At 46.5% G+C, this 22,222-nt stretch carries 12 protein-coding genes; 4 read left to right on the top strand and 8 right to left on the bottom strand.

The window, feature by feature from the left end; all coding sequences use genetic code 11:
* Window positions 1–105 precede the first annotated feature (105 nt).
* The 6 genes from K1X61_08405 to K1X61_08380 all read right to left on the bottom strand — a co-directional run bounded on the left by K1X61_08405 (window position 106) and on the right by K1X61_08380 (window position 14,367).
* A complete protein-coding gene (locus K1X61_08405; protein ID MBX7108650.1) occupies window positions 106–8,742 on the bottom strand; it encodes a T9SS type A sorting domain-containing protein in 8,637 nt (2,878 codons plus the stop codon).
* A gap of 89 nt (window positions 8,743–8,831) precedes the next feature.
* Complete coding sequence (locus tag K1X61_08400; GenBank protein ID MBX7108649.1) at window positions 8,832–9,278, bottom strand: response regulator; 447 nt, start codon at window positions 9,276–9,278, stop codon at window positions 8,832–8,834.
* Window positions 9,279–9,426: 148 nt separating this feature from the next.
* Window positions 9,427–10,167, bottom strand: coding sequence for a LytTR family DNA-binding domain-containing protein (locus tag K1X61_08395; protein ID MBX7108648.1), 741 nt, complete (start codon window positions 10,165–10,167; stop codon window positions 9,427–9,429).
* Between the two features lie 55 nt (window positions 10,168–10,222).
* Window positions 10,223–12,412: a tetratricopeptide repeat protein gene (locus K1X61_08390; protein ID MBX7108647.1), complete on the bottom strand. Its 2,190-nt coding sequence runs from the start codon at window positions 12,410–12,412 to the stop codon at window positions 10,223–10,225.
* A gap of 120 nt (window positions 12,413–12,532) precedes the next feature.
* On the bottom strand, window positions 12,533–13,747 hold the full coding sequence (locus tag K1X61_08385) for a pentapeptide repeat-containing protein (protein MBX7108646.1): 1,215 nt from the start codon (window positions 13,745–13,747) through the stop codon (window positions 12,533–12,535).
* A gap of 110 nt (window positions 13,748–13,857) precedes the next feature.
* Window positions 13,858–14,367 (bottom strand): peptidylprolyl isomerase, encoded by a 510-nt coding sequence (locus tag K1X61_08380; protein MBX7108645.1) that lies wholly within the window; start codon window positions 14,365–14,367, stop codon window positions 13,858–13,860.
* 161 nt (window positions 14,368–14,528) lie between these two features.
* Between K1X61_08380 and K1X61_08375 the strand changes: the two genes are divergently transcribed.
* Genes K1X61_08375 through K1X61_08365 form a run of 3 tightly spaced genes read left to right on the top strand, consistent with a single transcriptional unit; the run spans window position 14,529 to window position 19,052 of the window.
* Entirely contained in the window at window positions 14,529–16,532 is a 2,004-nt protein-coding gene (locus tag K1X61_08375) for a hypothetical protein (GenBank protein ID MBX7108644.1), read from the top strand.
* Window positions 16,533–16,535: 3 nt separating this feature from the next.
* On the top strand, window positions 16,536–18,032 hold the full coding sequence (locus tag K1X61_08370; GenBank protein ID MBX7108643.1) for a glycoside hydrolase family 28 protein: 1,497 nt from the start codon (window positions 16,536–16,538) through the stop codon (window positions 18,030–18,032).
* Window positions 18,033–19,052 (top strand): hypothetical protein, encoded by a 1,020-nt coding sequence (locus K1X61_08365; GenBank protein MBX7108642.1) that lies wholly within the window; start codon window positions 18,033–18,035, stop codon window positions 19,050–19,052.
* 227 nt (window positions 19,053–19,279) lie between these two features.
* Here the strand turns inward: K1X61_08365 and K1X61_08360 are convergent, their stop codons facing one another.
* On the bottom strand, window positions 19,280–20,551 hold the full coding sequence (locus K1X61_08360; protein MBX7108641.1) for a pentapeptide repeat-containing protein: 1,272 nt from the start codon (window positions 20,549–20,551) through the stop codon (window positions 19,280–19,282).
* Window positions 20,552–21,049: 498 nt separating this feature from the next.
* On the opposite strand from K1X61_08360, the gene K1X61_08355 reads away from it, so the two are divergent.
* Window positions 21,050–21,928 (top strand): hypothetical protein, encoded by an 879-nt coding sequence (locus tag K1X61_08355; GenBank protein MBX7108640.1) that lies wholly within the window; start codon window positions 21,050–21,052, stop codon window positions 21,926–21,928.
* On the opposite strand, the gene K1X61_08350 is transcribed toward K1X61_08355, so the two are convergent.
* Complete coding sequence (locus K1X61_08350) at window positions 21,906–22,148, bottom strand: hypothetical protein (GenBank protein ID MBX7108639.1); 243 nt, start codon at window positions 22,146–22,148, stop codon at window positions 21,906–21,908. The genes K1X61_08355 and K1X61_08350 overlap by 23 nt on opposite strands.
* Window positions 22,149–22,222: the final 74 nt, after the last annotated feature.

The following is a 22,222-nucleotide window of genomic DNA, read 5'->3' as shown; positions in this document are numbered from 1 at the left end:
ACCCTGCCTGGTTTAAGTTATCTCCTGCACCAGAACATTAGGGTATAAAAAGGAAAAAGCCCCCAGTGGAGGCTTTTCCTGATAAGTAATTAATCTGACACTTTTTTAATGTTGCACTACCACTTGTTGCTTAAATACCTGGCCGTCGGCCACTATCTGCAGCAGGTAAGTGGTGGCTGCCATCTCTTCTCCGATCTCCATTTCGCTGAATAATTCACCATCCGTAACCGGAACCGTTTCGCTGCGCACTACTTGTCCCAACATATTATAGACTTCCACTGTTGAAGTGCCGGTGAATGAATTGAAGAGGGAAAGACTGACTGCAAAATGCCCGTCTGTCGGATTAGGATAGATGCTGAGCAATGGCATTGGCTCCATTGCCTGATTTTCATTACCACGGCAGGAACTGATCACGGAAACCGGAGCTGACATCTTACTGCAGTTGTAGGAATTCGTAATCTTAACTGTGTAGTTGCCTTCCAGGGTAACGATGTAATCGCGTGATGTAACACCTGTCGGAACATTATTCTTATACCACTCATAAGTGAAGCCCGACCCGCCCGTGCCACGCAGCTTAACCTGCCCATTGATGCACAGATCGGGATTGCCGGCCGGATTGAGAATATTGATCACGGAAGGCGGAACATTGAGACGAATGAGCTCCGTAGAATCGGAGTGATTGTAGCAACCATTCGGCGCGATGACCAGCACGCTGTAGAAACCTTTCTTCACCCCTGTTGCATCATAGGTTGCATTGGTGGCACCGGGAACTGCGGCAACACCTTTATACCACTGGTATGCATATCCTGCGCCGGTGTTGGCGCTGAATGTAACAGTAACATCTTTACAAACGCTCAGGCTGCCCGTAGGAGCAATCACGGCATCCGGCCTTGCGAGAATATTTACAGTGGTGCTGTTGGCCGTATCCGTACAAATTCCATTGCTCACCGCAACGGCATACACTCCGGAAACAGCAGGTGTGTAAGCCGCATCTGTTGCACCGGGTATGGGAACATTTCCATTCAGCCACTGATAGGTGATTGAACCAGCACCGGATGCACCGGCAGACAGGTGAACGGTAGACCAGGAGCAGAAGGTAGTCGGACCATCAGCTGAGATGCTGACGCTCACAGCATTTTCATCAATAATAGTGTTGCAGTTATCGTCGATGTTGTTGCAGATATCAGCAGCACCGGGATGAACCGAAGCAAGTAAGTCATCACAATCATCATGGTTCAATGAATATCCGCTGCCGGGATCTGAGCAGAAAAGCTGAACGGCGGCGGATGACGAGCCGTATCCATCGCCGTCGGCATCAGCATAGTAAGTCGTATTGGGTAATACAGTCACACCGGTTGTGTTGCTCATCGTGACGGAGCAACCGCCTAAAGAAGCACCAACCTGGTACACAGCGTCTGCATTGATCGCCGACGTGGTTTGTGTTTCACTGCTGGATGCGGCAGGTGCACCGGTGCCGGTCCACTGGTACGTATAGTAATTGGCGCTGGTGTAAGACATGCCGTTCGGCGACGTACCATTGTTGCCGATTACTGCATTCGCATTACCATTCAATGTGGCTTCATACACCAGGTTGGTCATGATGGCTGGTGTTTCGCTGAACATATTGCTCCTGATATCGGCCTCCGTTCTTGCCTCACTCCAGATTCTCACGTTGTCGATTTGCCCGTCGAAGAATTGATTATACGCGTCATTGGAAAATCCAATGTTAAATTGTGTTTGAGTAATGAAATCAGAGTGATCGTAGTTGCTGATGTTGGGAGCCTGGATTCCGTCAACATAAACCTTCTGGCCGACGCCCGTTTCAATGGTGAGGGCGATATGATGCCATTTACCATCGTTTATGTAAGCACCGGTATTCCAGCCGTTTCCTTGCCATGTTCGTACATACAATTCTCCATTGTGCAGATAGAGGTGGCGGTCATTACCGTTGTTTCCGAGGAAACCATCGGTGACACTGAAGATGCCAGTATAGGCTGCTGTTGTTTTCACCCACATTTCTATGGTGAGATTGCTTTCAGGAATATCCTGAGTTACATTGATATACTGGTTATAACCATTGAATGAAGCCACTTGGCCGCCGGGAGCAAGCCCACTGGCTGTAAGTGTGGCGCCATTGCCTTCACATATCGTGTCACTGACTGTCGCCACCGGTGCCGGTAAAGTATATCCGAGACCAATGTCTATCGAGCTCTGGTCAGTGCAGCCAACGTTGTTTGTCACGGTTAAACTGTAGCTGCCACCTTGGGTAATAATGATACTTTGCGAAACCTGATAGTTACTCCAAAAGTTTCCATTGGTACTGTCAGATGATAATGTAACCGGTATCCAGTCGCAAATACTATTGGCCGATGCATTGATATGTGCCACCGGAGCCGGATTAGGAAGAATGGTGACGCTCACAGGATCTGAAGTAAGAGTGCAACCAGCTGCATCGGTAACCGTAACCGCAAAGCTGCCGCTTGAACCTGCAAGGATAGGGTTGGTTGTTTCACCATTAGACCATTGATATGTTCCAAGCAACTTTGAGGTAAGCGTATAGAACTGGCCATCGCAGGTAACAGGGTTGCCAGATACATTGATAAAGTTGGATGTACCGCTGACGGGTATAAATTCAATGGCACCGTTATCACCGCCATACATTTCATTCACCATGAATTCCACTTTAGAGCTTGCATTCAATGGTCCTGTCCATACATTGTTATGCACATCACAACAGCCAAGATGTTCCCAAACTTTCACGCCATCAATCAGCAACTGCGCGTCATCATCATGGCCGAGTATATTGATTTGGTAAATGCCGCATGGAAAGCCCTGCCGTTTGGCATTCCAGGAAACAAGATCATCTCCTATGGAGCAACCATGGTATCCTGTTGCAGTGGAAGGATTGGAATCAGCATCCCATTCATCCTCTGAATTAAAATTCAGACTGCTGTCGAGATAATATCCTGAATAGTCATCAGGATACCATGCCCGGCCACTGGTATAATACCCATAGTAGTAACTGTAATAGCCTTGTGCATAGGCATTCACTTTCCATACATTATCGCCGAAGGTGCTATCTTCACCTGCAACATCTGTGCTAACCGTTACATGAGATGTGGCTGAACAGCCAAGTGCATCTTGGATGGTTACGGAATAATCCCCTGCCGCCGACACATAAATTATGGTACTTGTACTGCCGGTATTCCATAACCTGGTAACAAGCGGATTGTAACCAATCTTCAGGTCAATGGATCCCTGGCTCGGGCAAAATGAAAAGTCCGGACTGTAATAGGAGGAAATAACTGCCGTATCAAGCGGTGTCACCGTGATAACCTGTGAAGCGGTATTCGTGCAACCATTGCTTGTCATGTCGACGGTATAAGTGCCGCTGCTGCTTGCTGATATGCTTTGCGTTGTTTCACCGGTACTCCAGAGGTAACTGTCGGCGCTGCCTGCAGTAAGCTGAACCGAGTAACCCGGGCAGATGGTAACAGGCCCGTTAACTGTAATGAAGGATTGTAAGGTGAAATTAATACCGCCTGATGAGTTGCCTGTTCCTGCCGTAGCTCTGAATACAACAGTGGAATTATCATCCAGGAATCCGGTCCAGACATTGGCGTGTGAATCACCGCTGCCGGTATGTTCCCAAACCTTAACACCGTTCACGAATAGCTGACCTTCATTCTCATGGCCCGTAACATCAATCTTATAAGTGCCACAGGTGAATCCCTTTCTTTTCGCCGACCAGCTATGATTATCACTGTTCACGGCACAACCCGAATAGCCTGATGCAGCGGAGGGTGACGCATTCGATGCCCAATTAGTTTGGGTGTTGAAGTTTAAATTGTTGTCAATATAATATCCGGAATACGCTTCATTCCATGAATGGCCCGTGTTGGTAGAGCCACCGGCATTAAAAGCATATACATTCCATACATGATCACCAAATACCGCCGTATCGCCCGGAGCAGCAGCCACATTTACATTCACCGTTGATACGCTGCTGCAGCCTTTGCTGTCAGCGGTAAGTGTGTATGTGGTGGTTGTAAGCGGATGCACCAATGGGTTGGTAATTGTATCACCGTTTGGTTGCCAACTGTAGGTTACTGCAGGCTTCAGGTAGTCTACCGTAACTTTTGCGTAGTAATTATTGATGGCAGGGGAAGGAGTGAGGCCAAAATAATAGGGATTAGAGAAGTAAATGGTGTTGCTCCCTCCAATATGATAATTGGAAGGTGTGAAAGTGACCGTCATGAAATTCGCAGGGTCTGCAGCATTGCAGGCGGCGTTATGCGGTGCAGTGAAGCCGGCACCGGTTGAATACCCGTTAAGAGAGACACTATGCTGACTGCCGGCACCATAGTCGTACCCTACATTGAACTCTACCTTTACGGAAGTTGCTGTTCCCATACCTGCATCAATGTAAGAAACGCCCGGAGCGCCATCCCAGTAGTAACCATAACGCGAATTATTTGAACAACTGTTTGGCATCCCTGCCAGGTGGTTTCCATCAATGTAGTAAGTCATCGTCTGTGTCTCCACGCCACCGGAAACAAGTGTGGCAGAGAGTTGCACAGGACTTCCCACACAGGTAGAAGACGGGTTCGCTGATACATTGACTACGGGTGACTGTGCAGCAATGGAAAAGTTATTTGTGGTCGTGCAACCGCTGTCTGAAACCGTAAGTGAATAATTTCCGGCAGCGCTGAAGGTTTCTGTCTGCGCTGTTGATCCGGTTGACCAGTTATATGTTTCATGCATGCCCGCATCAACCGTGGTGGAACTTGCTTCGCAAAAGAAAAGATTTCCCGCAAGTGAAATAACGGGTTTAGGATAAACAATATGTATTGCTGATGTTGATATACAGCCGTTGAACTGCGTTGCCGCAATTGTATAGTCACCGGCAGCCGCTGGAGTATATTCGCTGCCGCTTATGGCAGCATTAAACCGTACAACACGGCTGTTTGCGTAATCGGCAACATAGAGATTACCACTTGCATCAGCCATCAGTGAATATGCGCCGTTAATTCCACCGGGAGGAGAACAGCAATATCCTGCAAGGTAGGTTCCGGTGCTGGCGCCCGGCGCCCATTTCGTAATATAGCTGTTGTACCCGCTGAGTGCATATACATTGCCCTCTCCGTCAACTGCAACTCCTTGGGCATTGCCTACCTGGTTATTATTGAAGCCAGCACCATTGCCACCGGCTACCGTAATACCTTCCGTGGCGCCCGGCGTCCATTTTGATATGCGGTGATTGCCATAATCGGCGACATATAAATTGCCCTGCTTATCGAATGTCAGCTGAATGGGCCAGTAAAACTGATTGGCTGCAGAACCCTGGCCATTGCCGCCGGCCACCACAATACCCTGTGTTGCTCCCGGCGTCCACAGCACCACCCGGTGATTACTCTGATCCGGTATATAGATGTTTCCTGCATCGTCGACATATACGCTTAGTGGATTGCTAAGCTGATTTAATGCACTGCCAGTGCCATGGCCGCCAGCCACTGTTACGCCTTCAGTAGCACCCGGTGCCCATTTCTGAATGCGGGCATTATTCTGATCAGCAACATAAATGTTGTTGAACTTGTCAACAAATACCCCTTCGGGGTAGCTCAGTTGATTGGCTCCTGAACCGTTTCCGTTACCACCGGCAACAACCACACCTTGGGTAGCACCGGGTGCCCATTTCGTTACACGGTTGTTTCCTTCTTCTGCCACATAAACATTGCCTTGCGCATCCAGTGCCATACCACGCGGATATTTTGTTTGATTCAGATCAGCCCCGTTACCGTTGCCACCAGCCACCACTGTTTTATTGTCATTTGAATAGGTTGCCGCAGAAGTCGCTACTGTGTTTCCGTTTAATTTCCACTCGAGTATGGCAGGTGTCTGCGCATACATTACCGTCAGATTGCCACTTTCCAGACATGAGGTACCTGCAATAACCGGTGATGAAGATGCCGGCACAAAGGCCATGATCTGTGTGGTGCAGTTAGTTGCATTGTCGGTTACAGTATACGTAGTAGTAGCGGCAGGTGACACTGTTACCGTGTTGCCGCTGAGGTTGCCTGGATTCCAGGTATAGCTGCTGCCGCCAGAAACAGAAAGCTGATTATTGCTGCCTGCGCAAATACTTGCAACTTGCGATACCGCGATCGGCGACTGCAAAGCAGTTATACTATTGGAGGATGACTGGCATCCGGCAAATGATGTTGCCAGTGCCGAATAGTTGCCCGGTGTTGAAGGTGTATAGGTTGCCGGGATATCAGCTACTGTAAATTGTTGAACCCGGCGATTGCCGCCATCCAGCACATACATTTTGCCGGCATTATCAAAACAACCGTTCGTCGCACCGGCCAGTTGATTAGCTGCGGCACCATAGCCGGCAGGTATGATCTCCTCATAAGCATAGTCTCCAACTCTGAAGCGAACCACGTGCGATTCATAGTGTGGTGATACATATGGGCTGTTGATGACATAGAAAGTGCCGCTGCCATCCGCAAATAAACCATTCGCGAGGTAGAAGCCAGACATGATCGTTTCACCTATGGTTGCGCCCGGTGCCCATTTCTGTACCCTGTTGGCATACCAGTCGGTTACATAAATGTTACCTGCCTCATCCATCACCATACCTGTTCCGAGATTTATCTGATTATCGGCATTCCCTTGTCCGTTTCCAGCGGCAACTACCACGCCTTCCGTTGCGCCCGGTGCCCATTTCATTACCCGTGCATTATCCCATCCATCCAATACATACACATTGCCTGAGGCGTCAACCTGCACATAACTCGGATATTTCAGCTGATTGAGTGCACTGCCAAAGCCATTGCCACCTGCCACAGTGGTTCCGCTGCCCGCTCCTGGCGCCCACTTCTGGACGCGGTTGTTGCCACCATCAGCGATATACAGATTGCCTGCAGCGTCGAGGCAAATACCAGTGGGGTTATACAGTTGGTTGGCTGCTGATCCTTGCCCGTTTCCTCCAGCCACCGTTTCGCCAAAGGTTGCGCCGGCCGCCCATTTTTGTATTCGATGATTACCGGCATCAGCTACATACAGGTTACCATCTTTATCTGCTGTAATGCCGTAAGACGTATTGGTGAACTGATTCAGCCCGCTACCATCGCCGTTACCGCCGGCAACTGTTGTTCCTGACTTATTCCATGAAGGAATCTTTGTTGATACCGTGTTTCCATCAAGCTGCCATTCGAGTTTGGCAGGTATAGCATTGAGCGTTGCAGTAAGCAGATGGCCGGTGCAGTTATCACCGCTGATAGTAACCTCTGGTGTCGGAAACACATTGATAGTGGCTTCCGTGACACAGCTATTCACATCACTTGTCACCGAATAGGTACTGGTATTAACCGGCGCAAAAGTTTGAACGGCGCCTGACAGATTGCCGGGTTGCCAGGTAAACGATGTACCACCGGATGCCGTGAGCACTATATTGCTGCCGCCGCAAACAACTTCACTGGCAGAGGAAGTAACCACGGGTGCAGGTTCAACCGTGATTGTATTGGATACGGCAGCGCAACCTGTTCCATAAGATAATGCCACTGCCTGGTAATTACCCGCCGCTACCGGAGCAAAAGTGTTGATGATACCGCCAATGTTAAATTGCTGAACACGGAAATTAAATCCATCAATCAGTACAATGTTGCCATTATAATCAAGTGTCATATCCGTGACAGTGTTAAAAGGGTCCGGGCTATTGCCATAGCTGATTTTACCCATCAGCGTTTTACCTTCCGTAGCGCCGGCAGCCCAGCGCATCAGCCGGTGATTACCATTAAATCCATTGGCGATGAGCATCATATTGCCGGCGGCATCCACGTAAATGGATCGCGGATATTCCAGAATTCCAATGCCGCCTCCAGCAATCGTGACGCCCTCGGTGGCACCCGGCGCCCACTTCTGGATTCGTTGGTTGTACGTATCTGATAAATACAAATTGCCGGTCGCATCCACGAAAATATAACTCGAATAACCTAACTGGTTCGCTGCTGAACCGTAGCCATTACCACCTGCAACCGTCACACCGGTTGTAGCACCCGGCGCCCATTTTTGAACACGGTAATTTCCATTGTCCGATACATAAACATTCCCGTCGGCATCTACAAAGATCTGGAAGGCACTTGAGAATTGATTGGCATTTGAACCGAATGAATTTCCACCGGCAACCGTTACGCCCGACGTTGCGCCCGGGGCCCATTTCTGTACACGGGCATTGTAGTTATCGCAGACATATACATTACCCGCCTGATCCACAAAAACGTCTGAAGGGTTATTCAACTGATCTGCTCCGCTGCCGGCACCGTTTCCTCCTGCTACCGTGATGCCTTCTGTTGCACCCGGCGCCCATTTCTGAATCCGGTGGTTCGGATTATCGCAGATGTAAATATTTCCGGATGCATCCACTGCAATGCCGCCGGCTGTAGATGTGGAATACGGCGTGCTGTTTCCAAACTGATTGGCACCGCTGCCAATGCCGTTGCCACCTGCCACGGTGGTGCCGGATGAACTCCACGAAAGTGGAAATTCCGAATGTACGGTAGTGCCATTCAATTGCCATTCAATGGCGCAGGGGATAGCCGACACCGAGGCAGTTAGTATATGACCTGTACAGGCCGTGCCGAAAATGGAGTTGGTTAAGCCGCATTGCGCATTTACTGTACCCTGGTTTTGCAACAGGTAAATAAAAAGTGACAACAGGAGCGGTAGCATTTTTTTCATGATCTGAGCATTTAGAAGGTTGAGGAGTATTTTCGGAAATGATGATTTGGCTGGATAATGATTTAGTGATTTCAAAATAAAAATAGAATTTAAAAGCTTTGTTTTTTTAATGAGTTGACAGGTGGCTGTTCCTGCTGCATCAGCGGCGGGAGCGGCTGGATAAACGGCCTGAACCTGTGCAGTCGCTGAAAGCATGCGAAAAGCTCAGTTTCATTCACAGGTTTCAACAGGTAACCGGAGCTCCCGTACTCAAATGCTTTGTACGCATACTCTTTGGTGGCCGCCAGGCATACAAATTCAAATGCAGGCTGGCTGATGCGATCCAGCAAATCAAAGCCGGATTCACCCATCAGTTCGATATCGAGTAACAGCAGGTCAACAGCCTGTTCCTTAATGACAACAATTGCATCTTTCACGCTTTGCACCGCGGTGGTGCGTTTAATAAAGGGGAAAGGAAGCAAAAGTGATTGGATAAGCTGCAAAGAGTGAACTTCATCATCCAGGATTAAGACATGCAGGTAAGTGTTTTCCTCCATGCATCAAATATACCGTGCCGCCGTACCGGCAGGAGTGCCGGTGTATGAATGGCGGCTATGGGCAGGGAAGCGGAAGAAATTGAATGGTAAACGGTTGAATATTTTTTAAGAGAAGCGCCGTTTTCCCACATCAAATCAATCCCGTTGCTTACAGTTGAATCCTGCGTAGAAAAGCATCTTTACTTCTTCGTGCCACATCAATCTCGGCACCATCACTCATCATCACTACGCCGCCATCGCCTTTGGTATATTTTTTTATATGCAGCAGGTTAATGATAAAAGATTTATGCACCCGGAAGAAGTTGTAGGGTGAAAGTATTTCTTCAAATTCGCCCAACAACCGCGTCGCCAGTATCTGCTTTCCGCCGGCAAGCCGTATATGTGTGTAGTTACCTTCACTTTGCATATAGATGATTTCGGAGAAATCGACGAACTCAAATCCATTCAGGTTAGGTACCGTAATTTTCGAAAAAGGCTTTCCGTATTGTTCAGATAGTATCTCAAACTTTTGTTTCTGCTGCATGCTGCTGCCACGCCGTTTTTCAACGCGGTCAACAGCCCGCATCAGTTCCGGCGGACTCACTGGTTTTAGCAAATAGTCAACGGCGCCCAGCCTGAATGCTTCTACAGCGTAGGTATTGAATGCCGTAACGAAAATCACTTCAAACTTTATCTCCGGCAGTTCCTGAAGCATCTCAATACCGGTTTTGCCGGGCATCTCAATGTCGAGAAAAACCAGGTCAGGCCGCACGTACTCAATTAACTCCTTCGCTTCCGCAGCATTGGTTGCTTCCCCGGCAACCTTTACACGCGGAACAAACTTATGTAAGAGCTGTTGCAGAAACTGCCGCCCCTTGATTTCATCATCAACAATAACCGATGTGATCATACGATTTACTTCGATTGATACTTTTCCATTCCCAAACTGCCGATTCCGGTACCTGTTATTCCTGGCTGATCAGCATATGCACACGCGTTCCTGCGACAGTACCGTCTTTCGCAACAAGGTCTTCCACAAATACCTTGTTGTCTTTTTTTCCTTTCAGCAGCCGTAAGCGGTTCTCCGTTATAGACATGCCCATGCTTTGATGATCAGCCATATTTTTTGATGCCGCTGCCTTTCTTCCCACACCATTGTCTTCAATCACGATTTCGAGCAGATCGGCATCCTCCGCATTTCTTTTAAAATGAATCAGCAATTGCTGATCACCCGTTTTGGGCAGGAGGCCATGCTTGATCGCGTTTTCGACATATGGCTGTATCACCATGGCCGGAACCCGGGAGGCATGCGGAGAGAGCGAGTCGTCAACCTTTATCTCATAACGAAACGAATGCTGGAACCGCAATGATTCCACGCTGAGGTACAGCTCCAGGAATTTGATTTCATCATAAATGGATATGGATTTTTTCTCTGAATTCTCCAGCATCTTCCGTGTGAGTTTGCTGTAAGTATCGAGGTAGTGAAAGGCATTTTCATTTTCATTGCTCAATACCATCTGTTGAATGGCGTTGAGCGAATTGAAGGTGAAGTGCGGATTCATCTGTGCCCGCAAGGCTTTCATCTCGCTCTCGGCCAGTTTTTCGCGGTAGACAGACTCCTTGCGCTGCCGGTTTACATACAACAGGATACTGCCCAGCACCAGTATCACCGCAAATGCAACGGATGAAATCAACAGGCGGTTTTTTTGAGCAGCAAGTTCAACAGCCGCTTTTTCCCGTTCTGAACGTGCCAGTAATTCCTTTTTCTCCGCTTCATATTCAAACTCTTTTTCCACGGCTGCCTGAAAGGCTTTCTTATTATCAATAGTATCACGGTAACCGATGTATCGTTTGTAATAGTCAAGTGCATTCCGGTAGTCTCCGTTCCTTTCGTAGATGGCGCTAAGCAGCTGAACGACCGGTTTCAGGGTTTCGGCATATTGGGAGCGGCTCGCATGTTCCATGCTCAGCTTGGCATAGTGCATGGCGCTGTCCTGCCGGTGCTGAAGAAAAAAGATGTTCCCGATCTGGTAATAACTCTCCGACAACCCTTCTGATAACATGGCATCTTTATTTTCTGTGACGCTCTCGCGGAAATATCGCATAGCCGTCACTGTATCTTTTTTCATGAGGTGGCATTCGCCAAGGTTCACCAGTGAATAGATTCCGTAAATGGTGAAGCCAAGCTGACGTGATGCATCCAGCCCCTGCTGCAGGTAACCGATTGCGGAATCAGCTTGTTGGCCGGCCCTGAGAGCAATGCCCATGTTAAGTGCTGCCAGGCAGATACTCGGCAGGTCGCCGGTTGCCGTGGCGATCTGCAGCGCCGGCTTATAGAAGCCGATGGCTTTTTCATACGCTCCCAGTTTCGCATATACCAGTCCTACGGCGAGCAACGCCTGGTACTTCTCTTCCGGTTTATTTGATTTTTCAAAAGCTTCGATGCTTTCATATAAATAAGGCAATGCCTTCGACATATCACCCTTGTTATACCAATTGGTGCCGATAGCGAGCAGCGTGTATGCTTCATCTGATTTGTTACCCGACTGCTTTGCCAGCTTGTTGGCAAGGGTTAACACCACCATGGATGAGTCTCCATTGCCCTGCATCGCATAGTAGTTGCTGTAGTTTTGCAGGCTGCCGATGTAACCGTGCGTATCACCGCTTTCTTTTTGAACCAACAGGCTGCGGTCAAGAATTTTTTTAGCGTTCTCGAAATCACCGCTCATAAGGTATATGTCCTGCAGGTTACTCAGCGGAAGGGTCATCGCCGATTTATCACCGGAGATCTCATAGTCGGCAAGCGCGTCATTAAACTGTTGAATGGCCACCGGGAAATTACCAGTGATGTTTCTGTTGATGATTCCCCGGTAAGTATGTGCGTCGCCACGCAGCACTGTGAAATTGCGTTTCAAAGGGCCGGACATATTTTTTTTGATCAGGGAATCAGCCGTGTTTATATACATCAGGGCGGTGCTATCCTGCACCTGCTGACTGTATCCAAGCAATATCCTGATACGGGACGTATCATGTTTCGCTGCATTGAATTTTGCCTGAATGGAATCGGGCAATTGATTTTCAGAAAAAGAATTGCTGGATGAAAAAATGAATAAGCTGAAAAAAAGCAGGAGGGGGCGCAAAATATCTCTTTTCATCCATTGCATGTTGATGGAACAAGATAATATTTAGTGTCAATTTTATTTCAAATAGGCGAAGCTGATTCTGTTACCGGTAGCAGCCTGCAGGCAAACATCAGGCATTGCAGGTTATGGGAGCTATGCGTTATAATCATTAAAACTGAGCTTTCCCGATACGGCAGATCTCCTTTGACCTGCTATTATTTTTTCTGCTGCCAATGCCCTGTCAAGAATTCCTTTCTCAAAACCCGACAGCAAATCGGTTTCAGTATCATATTCAATAAGATCCAATACCCAATTATACTTAGGCTGTAAATCATAAAACAGCGCGAATGGTTTTTCTCCTTTTTGTATAATGGGTAAAAACGGAATTTTATAATCCGGCACGGTTGCCTGGAGCTCAAGTGGTGCACTCTTCGGATTCGTAATGTCTGCAATTACAAACCTCGACATGCCGGCCAGCAACTTAATTGTTTCCGTCAAGTCCCTTTCTGTTGCTTTTTCAAAATCAAACATGATGGGCACATAGTCATGTTCGCGGAGCTTTTCCCGGATGGCATTCAGTATTTTTTTTCTTTCGGCAGAAAATCTTCCGAGTATCAGCACGCCTTTCTTTGCGACAGTTCCGATTACATCCCTGATCTTTTTATTGTTTAAAATCAGGTAGATGAATTGTGCCACTTCAATATTGTCAACTGTTATTTCCGGAACACCTGCCGGCGTTATGACGAGGTTTTTTTGTACGAGTCCTTCCACATCAATATCCCATACAGCAATGCCGTAGATGGTTGCATAATCCATGGTTGCGTTGGTAAATTTTGTATGCACGCAAACCGCATGCGACAGCGATGCCTTGTTCAGGTTGGCTCCCGTTAGGTTGCATTGTGTGAGCCTGGCTCCGTCGAACTTTGCCGATGCAAGATTGCAACCGGTCAGATTCGCTTCTTTTAAATTCGCTCCGCTAAAATCGGCATGGGTTAAAATGGCGCGTTGCAAACTGGCTCTGTAAAGTTTCGCCCTGAATAGTTTAGCACCTGTGATGTCAGCGTCATTGAGTTTTGTTCCGTTCAAATCCGCTTCCGTCAGGTTGGCTTTATTTAGGATCGCATTTGTAAGATCTGAATTCCACAGACTGGCGCCCTTAAGATTTGCTTGCGTCAGATCGGCTTTACAAAGTTTGGTTTTGAATAATTTCGCATCACTCAGATCAGCACTTTTCAGATCAGCACCATTTAGATTGAGCTTACTCAGATCTGCTGCACGGAGATCAATGGAAACCGGATTTTCATTTCTCCAGTTGTTCCAGTATTCAACACCTTTATTTATTGCTGCTATGTGCTCTTTGTTGGCCATGGATTCAAATGGTGTTATGCACGACTGCCGGGAATATTGCTTTACAATTTATCACGCAAGGCTAAAATTTTATTAAAGAGATCAATAGCCTTTTTACAGCTTGCGCGATTTTATTTTCCGGTTACTTCCCCGCAATCTGCAATCACCACCTTTTTGGAAGTGGCACCGCTCCGGCTGCCGAATGATTCTATTTTGGTAACTACATCCATTCCTTCAATCACTTTTCCGAATACCGTGTGGTTACCATCCAGCCACGGCGTAGGAACAGTAGTGATAAAAAACTGTGAACCATTTGTATTCGGTCCGGCATTGGCCATAGAGAGCAAACCGGCTTCCGTATGTTTGAGCGTAAAGTTTTCATCGGGGAATTTATTTCCGTAAATGCTTTTTCCACCGGTCCCGTTACCATTGGTGAAATCACCTCCCTGGCACATGAAAGAAGGAATGATCCTGTGAAAACCTGATCCCTTATAGCCGAAACCTTTTTCTCCGGTACACAGTGCCCGGAAATTTTCTGCCGTCTTCGGAACGATATCCGCTCTTAATTCAAAAACGATTCTGCCGACTTTTTCTCCGTCAGCGGTTACTTCAAAAAATACCTTTGGATTTTCAGTGCCCATTATTTGTAAATTAGTTTTAGTGGAAAATATTGGTGCGAAAATAATCTGATTTGATTCAACGCTTCAGTTAAAATGAAAGATAATCATGCTTAAGGACGGAACAGAGTCTCCCGCAGAAGATATTATTCAGGGAATACGACTTCTGTATAAATTTGCATGGGATGAAATTATATTGCTTCATTTTGTTGCTGAGTGGTTTAACATTAGGCTCGCTGCATGGCTGCAGGCAAAATGCAACACCTTCCCTTGAAAGTGATGCTTATTACAACACGTCAAAACCATTTGTCAGGTGGTGGTGGTTCGCTACCGAGATAAAAAAACCGGACATAAAACATCAGCTTGATTGGGTGAAGGAGATGAATTTTGGCGGCGTGGAAATTTGCTGGTTGTATCCATTGTATCGCTATCAGAAAATGTATGCAGAAAAATACAATCGCCATTATCCTGTTGATACCTCTGCGCAAAAATGGCTAAGCCCTGAATGGTCGGAGATGGTGGCCTATGCAAAATCATATGCTGACTCTATCGGACTATCCTGCGATTTTACCTTTGGCAGCGCCTGGATCATTGCAGCTAACTACATTGATAAAGCACATAGCACACAGATTTATGGCGACACTGCTTTCAGGCAGGCGTTAACGTATGCATGGACGTATCCCGATACACAATGGGTAATCAATCACCTCGACAGCAATGCCTTTAAACTTTACGCAGCACCGCTGATACCTGCGCTGAAAAATGCATTGAAAGGATCGAAATCCTCACTGTTTACGGATTCGTGGGAGATCAAACTTAACGCCACCAATAAAATCTGGACTGAAGGTTTTGAAAAGACATTTCGTGAAAAATTCGGGTACGACATTATTCCATATATGGAAGCCGGCCTCGATTCCTTTCCTGATGTGCGGTACGATTACATGCTGCATCTGGATGATTATGTTACCAACGGTTATTACAAACCCTTCGCCGATAAATGCAGGGAGCTTGGCGTATGGTCAAAAGTGCAATGCCTCGGAGCGCCTGCCGATGTGATGACACTCTATTCCCTCGCCGATATTCCTGAAACGGAAGCCATGCTGAACAACCCGCGCTATGGCAGGATTGTGAGTTCTGCTGCCTGTCTCGCTTCAAAAAATACAGTATCCAGCGAGACCTTTACGTGCATGTATGGATTTCCCGCAACTTACCTGCGGCAGGAACAAACAGCTGATCTTAAAATGGTGGCTGATGCATTGTTCGCGCAGGGAATCAATCATCATGTTTATCATGGCATGCCGTATAATCCTGCCGGTTCCGATTCAGTTGATTTTTTTGCCACCACTTATTTTGGTCCGAACGGCAGCCTGACACCGGAATTACCTTCCTTCAATTCATATATCGAAAAAGTTTCCGGCTATATGCAAAAAGGAAGAACATACACAGATGTGGCTGTATATATTCCTTATGAAGACGGTGTGATGAAAGGCGCCTATCCTCCCGAGCGGCAGCGTGTATGGGTTTGGGGAGAATATGAATTGCGATACGTGTATCCTCCGGAAGAAACGGAAGGTTATCATCCCATCTGGATCAACCGTCATTTTTTGGAAGCAGCAAAGTATGAGGATAAAAGATTGACGGTTGGAGATGCGGCATTCTCTTCACTTTACATTGATGTGGAGTACATGGATATGCGTGCACTGAAAAAAGTGCTGGAGTTTGCCAAAGATGGTTTGTCGGTTTGCCTGAAGCGTCTGCCGAAGCAACCGGGTTTTGTAAAATCGCCTGACTACGCAACGATGCTGCAGGAGTTGTCTTCATTGAAAAATGTTTCACAGCGTTTTGAAGCAGTGGTGCCGCACGCGCCGCTTATCGCAGGTGATAGCTTGCCGGAATACTGGTGCAGGGAAGAAAGCGATGGCACCAAATACCTCTTCCTGGCTCAGCTGCGATCGAAAGATTTGCAATACCCTGTTTATTCGGGCCAATCACTGATGATGAAATCCGACTACCGTGAACTGACCTTGCATATCAATGGAAAAGTGATACATCAGCAATTTGAATTCAAACCTTATCAATCGCTTTTGATAAAGATCTCACCGGATGGTAAAATGAAATTCGTTGATATTACGTTTGTGCCGAAGGATCCTGAAGTGCGGCAACGGGAACAACAGAAAACATACTTTTAAGCGATGCGGATCGTGTTTATGATATTCCTGATTTTTAACGCTAAGGGCATGCTGTTGGCGCAGGAATATAATATCATAGATTACGGTGCCATACCGGACGGACGTACTGATAATAGCGCTTTTATACAATCTGCCATTGATGCCGCAAATAAAAATGGTGGCGGCCGTGTGATAGTTCCTGCGGGAATTTTTTTAACCGGCAGCATCATCTTAAAATCAAATGTTGAATTGTACCTGCAGGATAAAGCGGTGCTGCTCGGAAGCACGAACCGTGATGATTACAGAAAACTAAACCGGTGGTTTGCCCTGATACTTGCAGATGGACAAAGCAATATCTCCATTACCGGCAAAGGAAAAATTGACGGACAAGGTCGTCGCCTGGCGCTGAATATTGACAGCTTATTTTATGCAGGGAAGCTCGATAGTGCGAGTTATAATTTTGAAGAGGGAAGGCCTTCTTACCTCGTGCGCCCTCAGCTCATCGAGTTTGAAAGATGTAAGAATATTAAGGTCCGCAATGTGACACTGTTGAATGCTGCCTGTTGGGTACAGACTTATGATCAATGTGCTGATATTATGATTGACAGTGTTACGGTGAATAGTGATGCCTACTGGAACAATGACGGTATTGACATTCAGGATTGCCGTAACGTGCGTGTCACCAACTGTATTATTAATTCTTCCGATGACGGCATTTGCCTGAAGTCACACGATGCAACATATTCCTGCGACAGCATCTATATCGCAAGCTGCACTGTTCGCTCAAGTGCCAGCGCCATCAAATTCGGTACAAGGTCGCATGGCGGATTCCGGAACATCACCATTGAAAGCATCAGGATCTATGACACGTTCCGCTCAGCCATTGCCATTGAATGTGTTGATGGCGGAACACTGGAAGATGTGCTGATTCAGGATATTAAAGCGGCGAATACAGGTAATGCCATCTTCATCAGGCTGGGTGACAGGAACCCGGCCAGTGAAGCCGGTATTTTGAGAAATGTTACGCTGAAGAATATTAAAGTGCAGGTTGCATTCGGGCGTCCGGATGAAGATTATGAAATCCGCGGACCTGATTTGCCTTTCTTTCACAATACATTTCCTTCTTCCATTACAGGAATTCCCGGCCACCGAGTGGAAAATGTTTTGCTGGATAATATCGAAATCAGTTATCCCGGAAGAGGCAATAACGGCTTAGCCAACATGCCGCTTTCAAGATTGGATGACGTGCCGGAAAAGATTGACAGCTATCCGGAGTTTTCAATGTTTGGTGAATTGCCTGCCTGGGGTTTTTATGTGCGGCATGTCGATGGCTTATCCATGAAAAATATCAGGCTCAGCATTGGCGCACCGGATTATCGCCCGGCTTTCGTTTTTGATGATGTCAGCAAACTTGTTATGGATTCCGTGAGCATCGGCGGTGACCGTAAGCCGGAATATTTTATTTTGCATAAGACGGAGCATGTGAAAATTGATAATGAACAGGCCATAGGTCGTTGGTAGATGATTATCCTGAATAAAAATTTTTTACTGTTCTCGCTGCTGTCAGTATGCTGCGCCGGTTGTAGCCGGCTACATCAGGATCAGCGTGATCATGACCTCCATGGTTGTTTTGATAATTCAACAGGCAGCGATACACAAGTTCCTCCGGCTGATGCCCTCTATAGCGCTGTAAAAGGAGCTTTACTGGGAACCAGGTTTACGTCTTTCAGCGAATTGAAGTCGGTCATTCAGATTGAATATATCAACGAAAACAAAGACACCGACAGCACGATTCACTGCGGTGCGAAAGTTTGTATAAGGCACCACAGCAATGGAAAGGAAGTTATCAGTGTGTTGCAGTATGGCATCAGTCAGGGTGATATCGCCGATGCAAAGGACGGCACTTTCTTCGATCGCCTTAGCATCATGTTCCGGTCACCTTATGCCGTGCGCAGCAGGAAAGATCTTGAGAAAGTGTACCTGCTGTCAAGAGTCAGGCCATTGCTTTTTGGTGAAGGTGATGTCGCCTTTTTCAATCTTGCGCAAACGATGGCACGTCATATCAACACACCCGGCGCCGCATTTAAAACGGCGAAAGACAGCACAGAAAAGGGATACCTCAACACGTTCAATCATATGACGGCACAGGCATTTATCACTTCCTGCTTTTCTGAAAGGCTTGCTGATTTTGTCGGCGACACGCATGAACGGTATCATCACCCGGAGCTGATCCTTGGAAAATTTTCAAAAAAAGAAATCAATGATTTGGCGGAAGGTCCGGTTGATAATTATGTAGATATCATCAATAATGAATGGGGACAGGAAGTCGGCAAACAGCTCAGAAAGGAATATCAACTTGGCAGGAATACGCTATGGACACCGCAATTAATGGCCGACTACCTGAATGATCTGCAGGATTATTTCAGCTGGGCTTTCCAGGTTGGTTTTGAACCATTCAGGCCTGAAGATGAGCAGGTGTGGAAATTTACGAGGAAGATGAATATGGTGTTAAGTGCAGCGTCTTTCGAAAAATATTATTAACAGCGGCTAATGAATTAATGATAATGGTGAAGCCGCATGAACTGCCACAACGCCGGCATATGTCATTTAGCGTAGTCCCGGTTTAATGGGACATTCCCATTGCAGCATCTCATTTGTAAAAGCAAATGCCGGCTGCAGTTTTATCACACATCGCGGATTAATGCGCTGAGCAGGAGCGATCAGGAATTCGCCATTGATGCTGATCAAACCGAAGTTTGTAATTCTTCTTATTTCATTTTATGAAGCCTGTAAACCTTATGATTCCATTGATCAAGGGAATCAGTGATCACCTCGTAGTTAGCCTGAATTTCTTTCGATCCCGTCAGTCGCCACTGCTGCAGCTTGTCTGTCCAGTTGGAATCAACCAGTGCCATGTGCAGTGCTGATCCATGTAACGAAGCTTCCGTCAGGTCAGTCATTCTTAAATCAGTTTTTGTTAAGTCGGCCTGATCGAGGTTTATCTTACTCATCGCCGAGCCAAGAAAGTTCGCGCCTGTTAAATCTGCTTCCAGCATGATGGTTCCTTCCAGGCGGGCAAATTGTACAGATGCTTTGCGTGCATCAGCTTTTGACAGCTGAGCGTCCGATAATTGCGCGCCGTTCAAATTGGCCGATTGCATGTCTGCACCATTCAATGTAGTCCAACGCATATCTGACCGTTTCAGATTGGCTTCAAGCAATGATGCCTTGTTCAGATTGGCTCCCCACAGAATCGCATCCCGCAGGTCAGCATCATTCAGATTTGCCTGTTCAAGAGCTGCATCTTTCAGATCTGCGCCTCTTAAATCAATGCCACTGAGGTCGGCGTTTTTCAGGTTGGCTCTTTGCAGATCTGCCATGGCAAAAGATGTCTTTTGTTTGATCTTTCTGAAAGAAGCGGAATCCATGTGCAGCAGCAGCAAAGCCAATAACAGTTGACCTCTTTCCGGGCTCCGTAAATTTGCTGAAATACTGTCGCCCTGAAAATAGCTGTAAGGTTTCAGCGAATAGCTTAGTGCCGCGATTCTTGCAATAACAGTATCACTGATGGAACCATTTTTCTTTAATTCCTGCTCCGCATCACCGAGGATATTGCCCAACAGAGAAATCATATTGCTTTGCTTTTCAGCCTCTAAGAGTACCAACTGTTCGTGTAACTTTCTGTCCTTCAGCTGCAACTGAGCTTTCAATGAAATGTTCTGACGATAGACCATTATGAAGATGACCAGACATCCGGCAACAATTAATGCCGACACAAATATCCATGCAATGCCAAACCTGCGATTTTCTGTCTTGCCTGCAACATCTGCAGATGTTTTAGCAAACAGCCGATGCAGCAAAGTATTTTTATTTCGTGCCGATAACAGTAAGAACACCAGCAACAGCAGTGTGAGGCAGGCAAGGAAACCGAGCAGGAAGGAATAATTCTTTTCTACAAAAGGCAAACGGAGAAAGCCAAGGAACCATCCAAACATAGCACCGAGGAAGATGCCGGAGAATATTTTAATGATAGCTTTCATGCCGTCAAATTACTATTTCAAAAGCTGCTGCAGCAGATGATTTTTTTGTAACCGTTACCATGACCATGCTAAGAGGCGTTGCACGTCGCGTGCCGAAAGAAAAATAACAGAATTATTTTCCTGTTCACAATCTCCAATTGGATTTTATTATTAGCAGCTGTCTCAAAATACCTGGAGTGATCCTGTGCCGATTGACCGGGATCAGCATCTCTTCCATTCATTGACAGATGCTGAAATAAATTCGGCATGACCGCATCGTTTACCTGTTTTGAGATAGCTTCCAGCGCAAGTTTGTGAATTCCCCGTTTGATTTTGACAGTACTGAATTGATTAAGATTGAAGCAGCGCGTATCCTGCTTGCATCTTTATCAATGCAAGCAGGATCAGCAGCTGTTAAAGTTTAAAATATCCTTTGAGCAATGCCGGTGTTCTGCCAATTAAATTTTTTTTCAACTTCTTATTATTATATATATTTGATTAATAAAAATGCAAAAACAGATGTCAACTATCAAAGTCAGGTATGAGGTATTGCTTGCAATCGCAGTTTCCTTATACATGAGTTCCTGTGCCGATAAAAATGAGCCCGAAGATATCTTGCCGGTTTACACGCTTACTTCCGGTGGAACGCTGGTTGATATCGCCATCGATACCAGCTATGCCGCATATGACACCATTATCAATAATACGTATGTTGCGATGGGTAACAAGGACAAAAACGATTTGCTTGAATTCCATCTCTCGAACGGGGCCGCGCAAACGTATGATCTGAACAAACCGTCAAATAAGATGACCTACTTATCTGCTTCCGGTAACTATTATGAATCTTCGGCTGCGGGCGACGGTGATTATGTGGATGTCACTGCTCTTGATTTGAAAAAACCGGAAATTACCTTCGGCTTTGATGCCACGCTCTACAATATTATGAATCCTGCTGACAGCATTAATCTGAAAGGATTGGGAATTACACGAACATTGGTCTTATATGGCAGCACGCCGGGAACCTATGCGCGGCTTAGCGTAGACGGTGTGCAACATGAGTATTCCACTTTTAACGGCACTATAGATGTAGCAGCCCCGCTAACACATTTGAATTTTGCTGATGACCCGCAGGGTACTGAAGTCGACATTTTCGTTTCTGCCAGTCAGGAAGGTCTTTATCCGCTTGACTTTGGGCCTTTTTCCTTCAGCATCAGCGAAGGCAATGAGGTATACTCGAGTTCATTTTCTCCCGGATCCGGTGTAATCGAGATCACAGATATTGATGATGTAAACATGATGATCGAGGGCTACTTTAACGGAACCGTGGTGAATACGCAGGATGCAAACGATAGCTGGCTCGTGACTGATGGTGTCTTCAGGATTCCATATCAAAACTGATTAAGTGGAAATTTAGTTTAGCACGCATGCTGCTGACGATCAACACGCGTGCATGAGAAAAAGCCAGTAATGGTGAAGCCACATTTTTTAATGATAGACTGGCAAGCACTGCAGTAAGAAGCAAATGGTTGAGAAGAGCCGGCTTTGACCGATAATTGGAAAAATTCGTAAGCGGTTCAGCGCATACACTCATCGTCACTTGAAAAGGTGTTGCCGTCATACTACTGTAATTTACTTTTTCAGTCCCGTTTTAACACTAATTCATTTGACGGTAGAAAAGAAAACTGAATTTTT

This window comes from Chitinophagales bacterium, from assembly GCA_019694975.1.
GTDB lineage: Bacteria > Bacteroidota > Bacteroidia > Chitinophagales > UBA10324 > JACCZZ01.
Note: the sequence above shows the minus strand (reverse complement) of the source record. Positions and strands in the feature narration are given on the sequence as shown.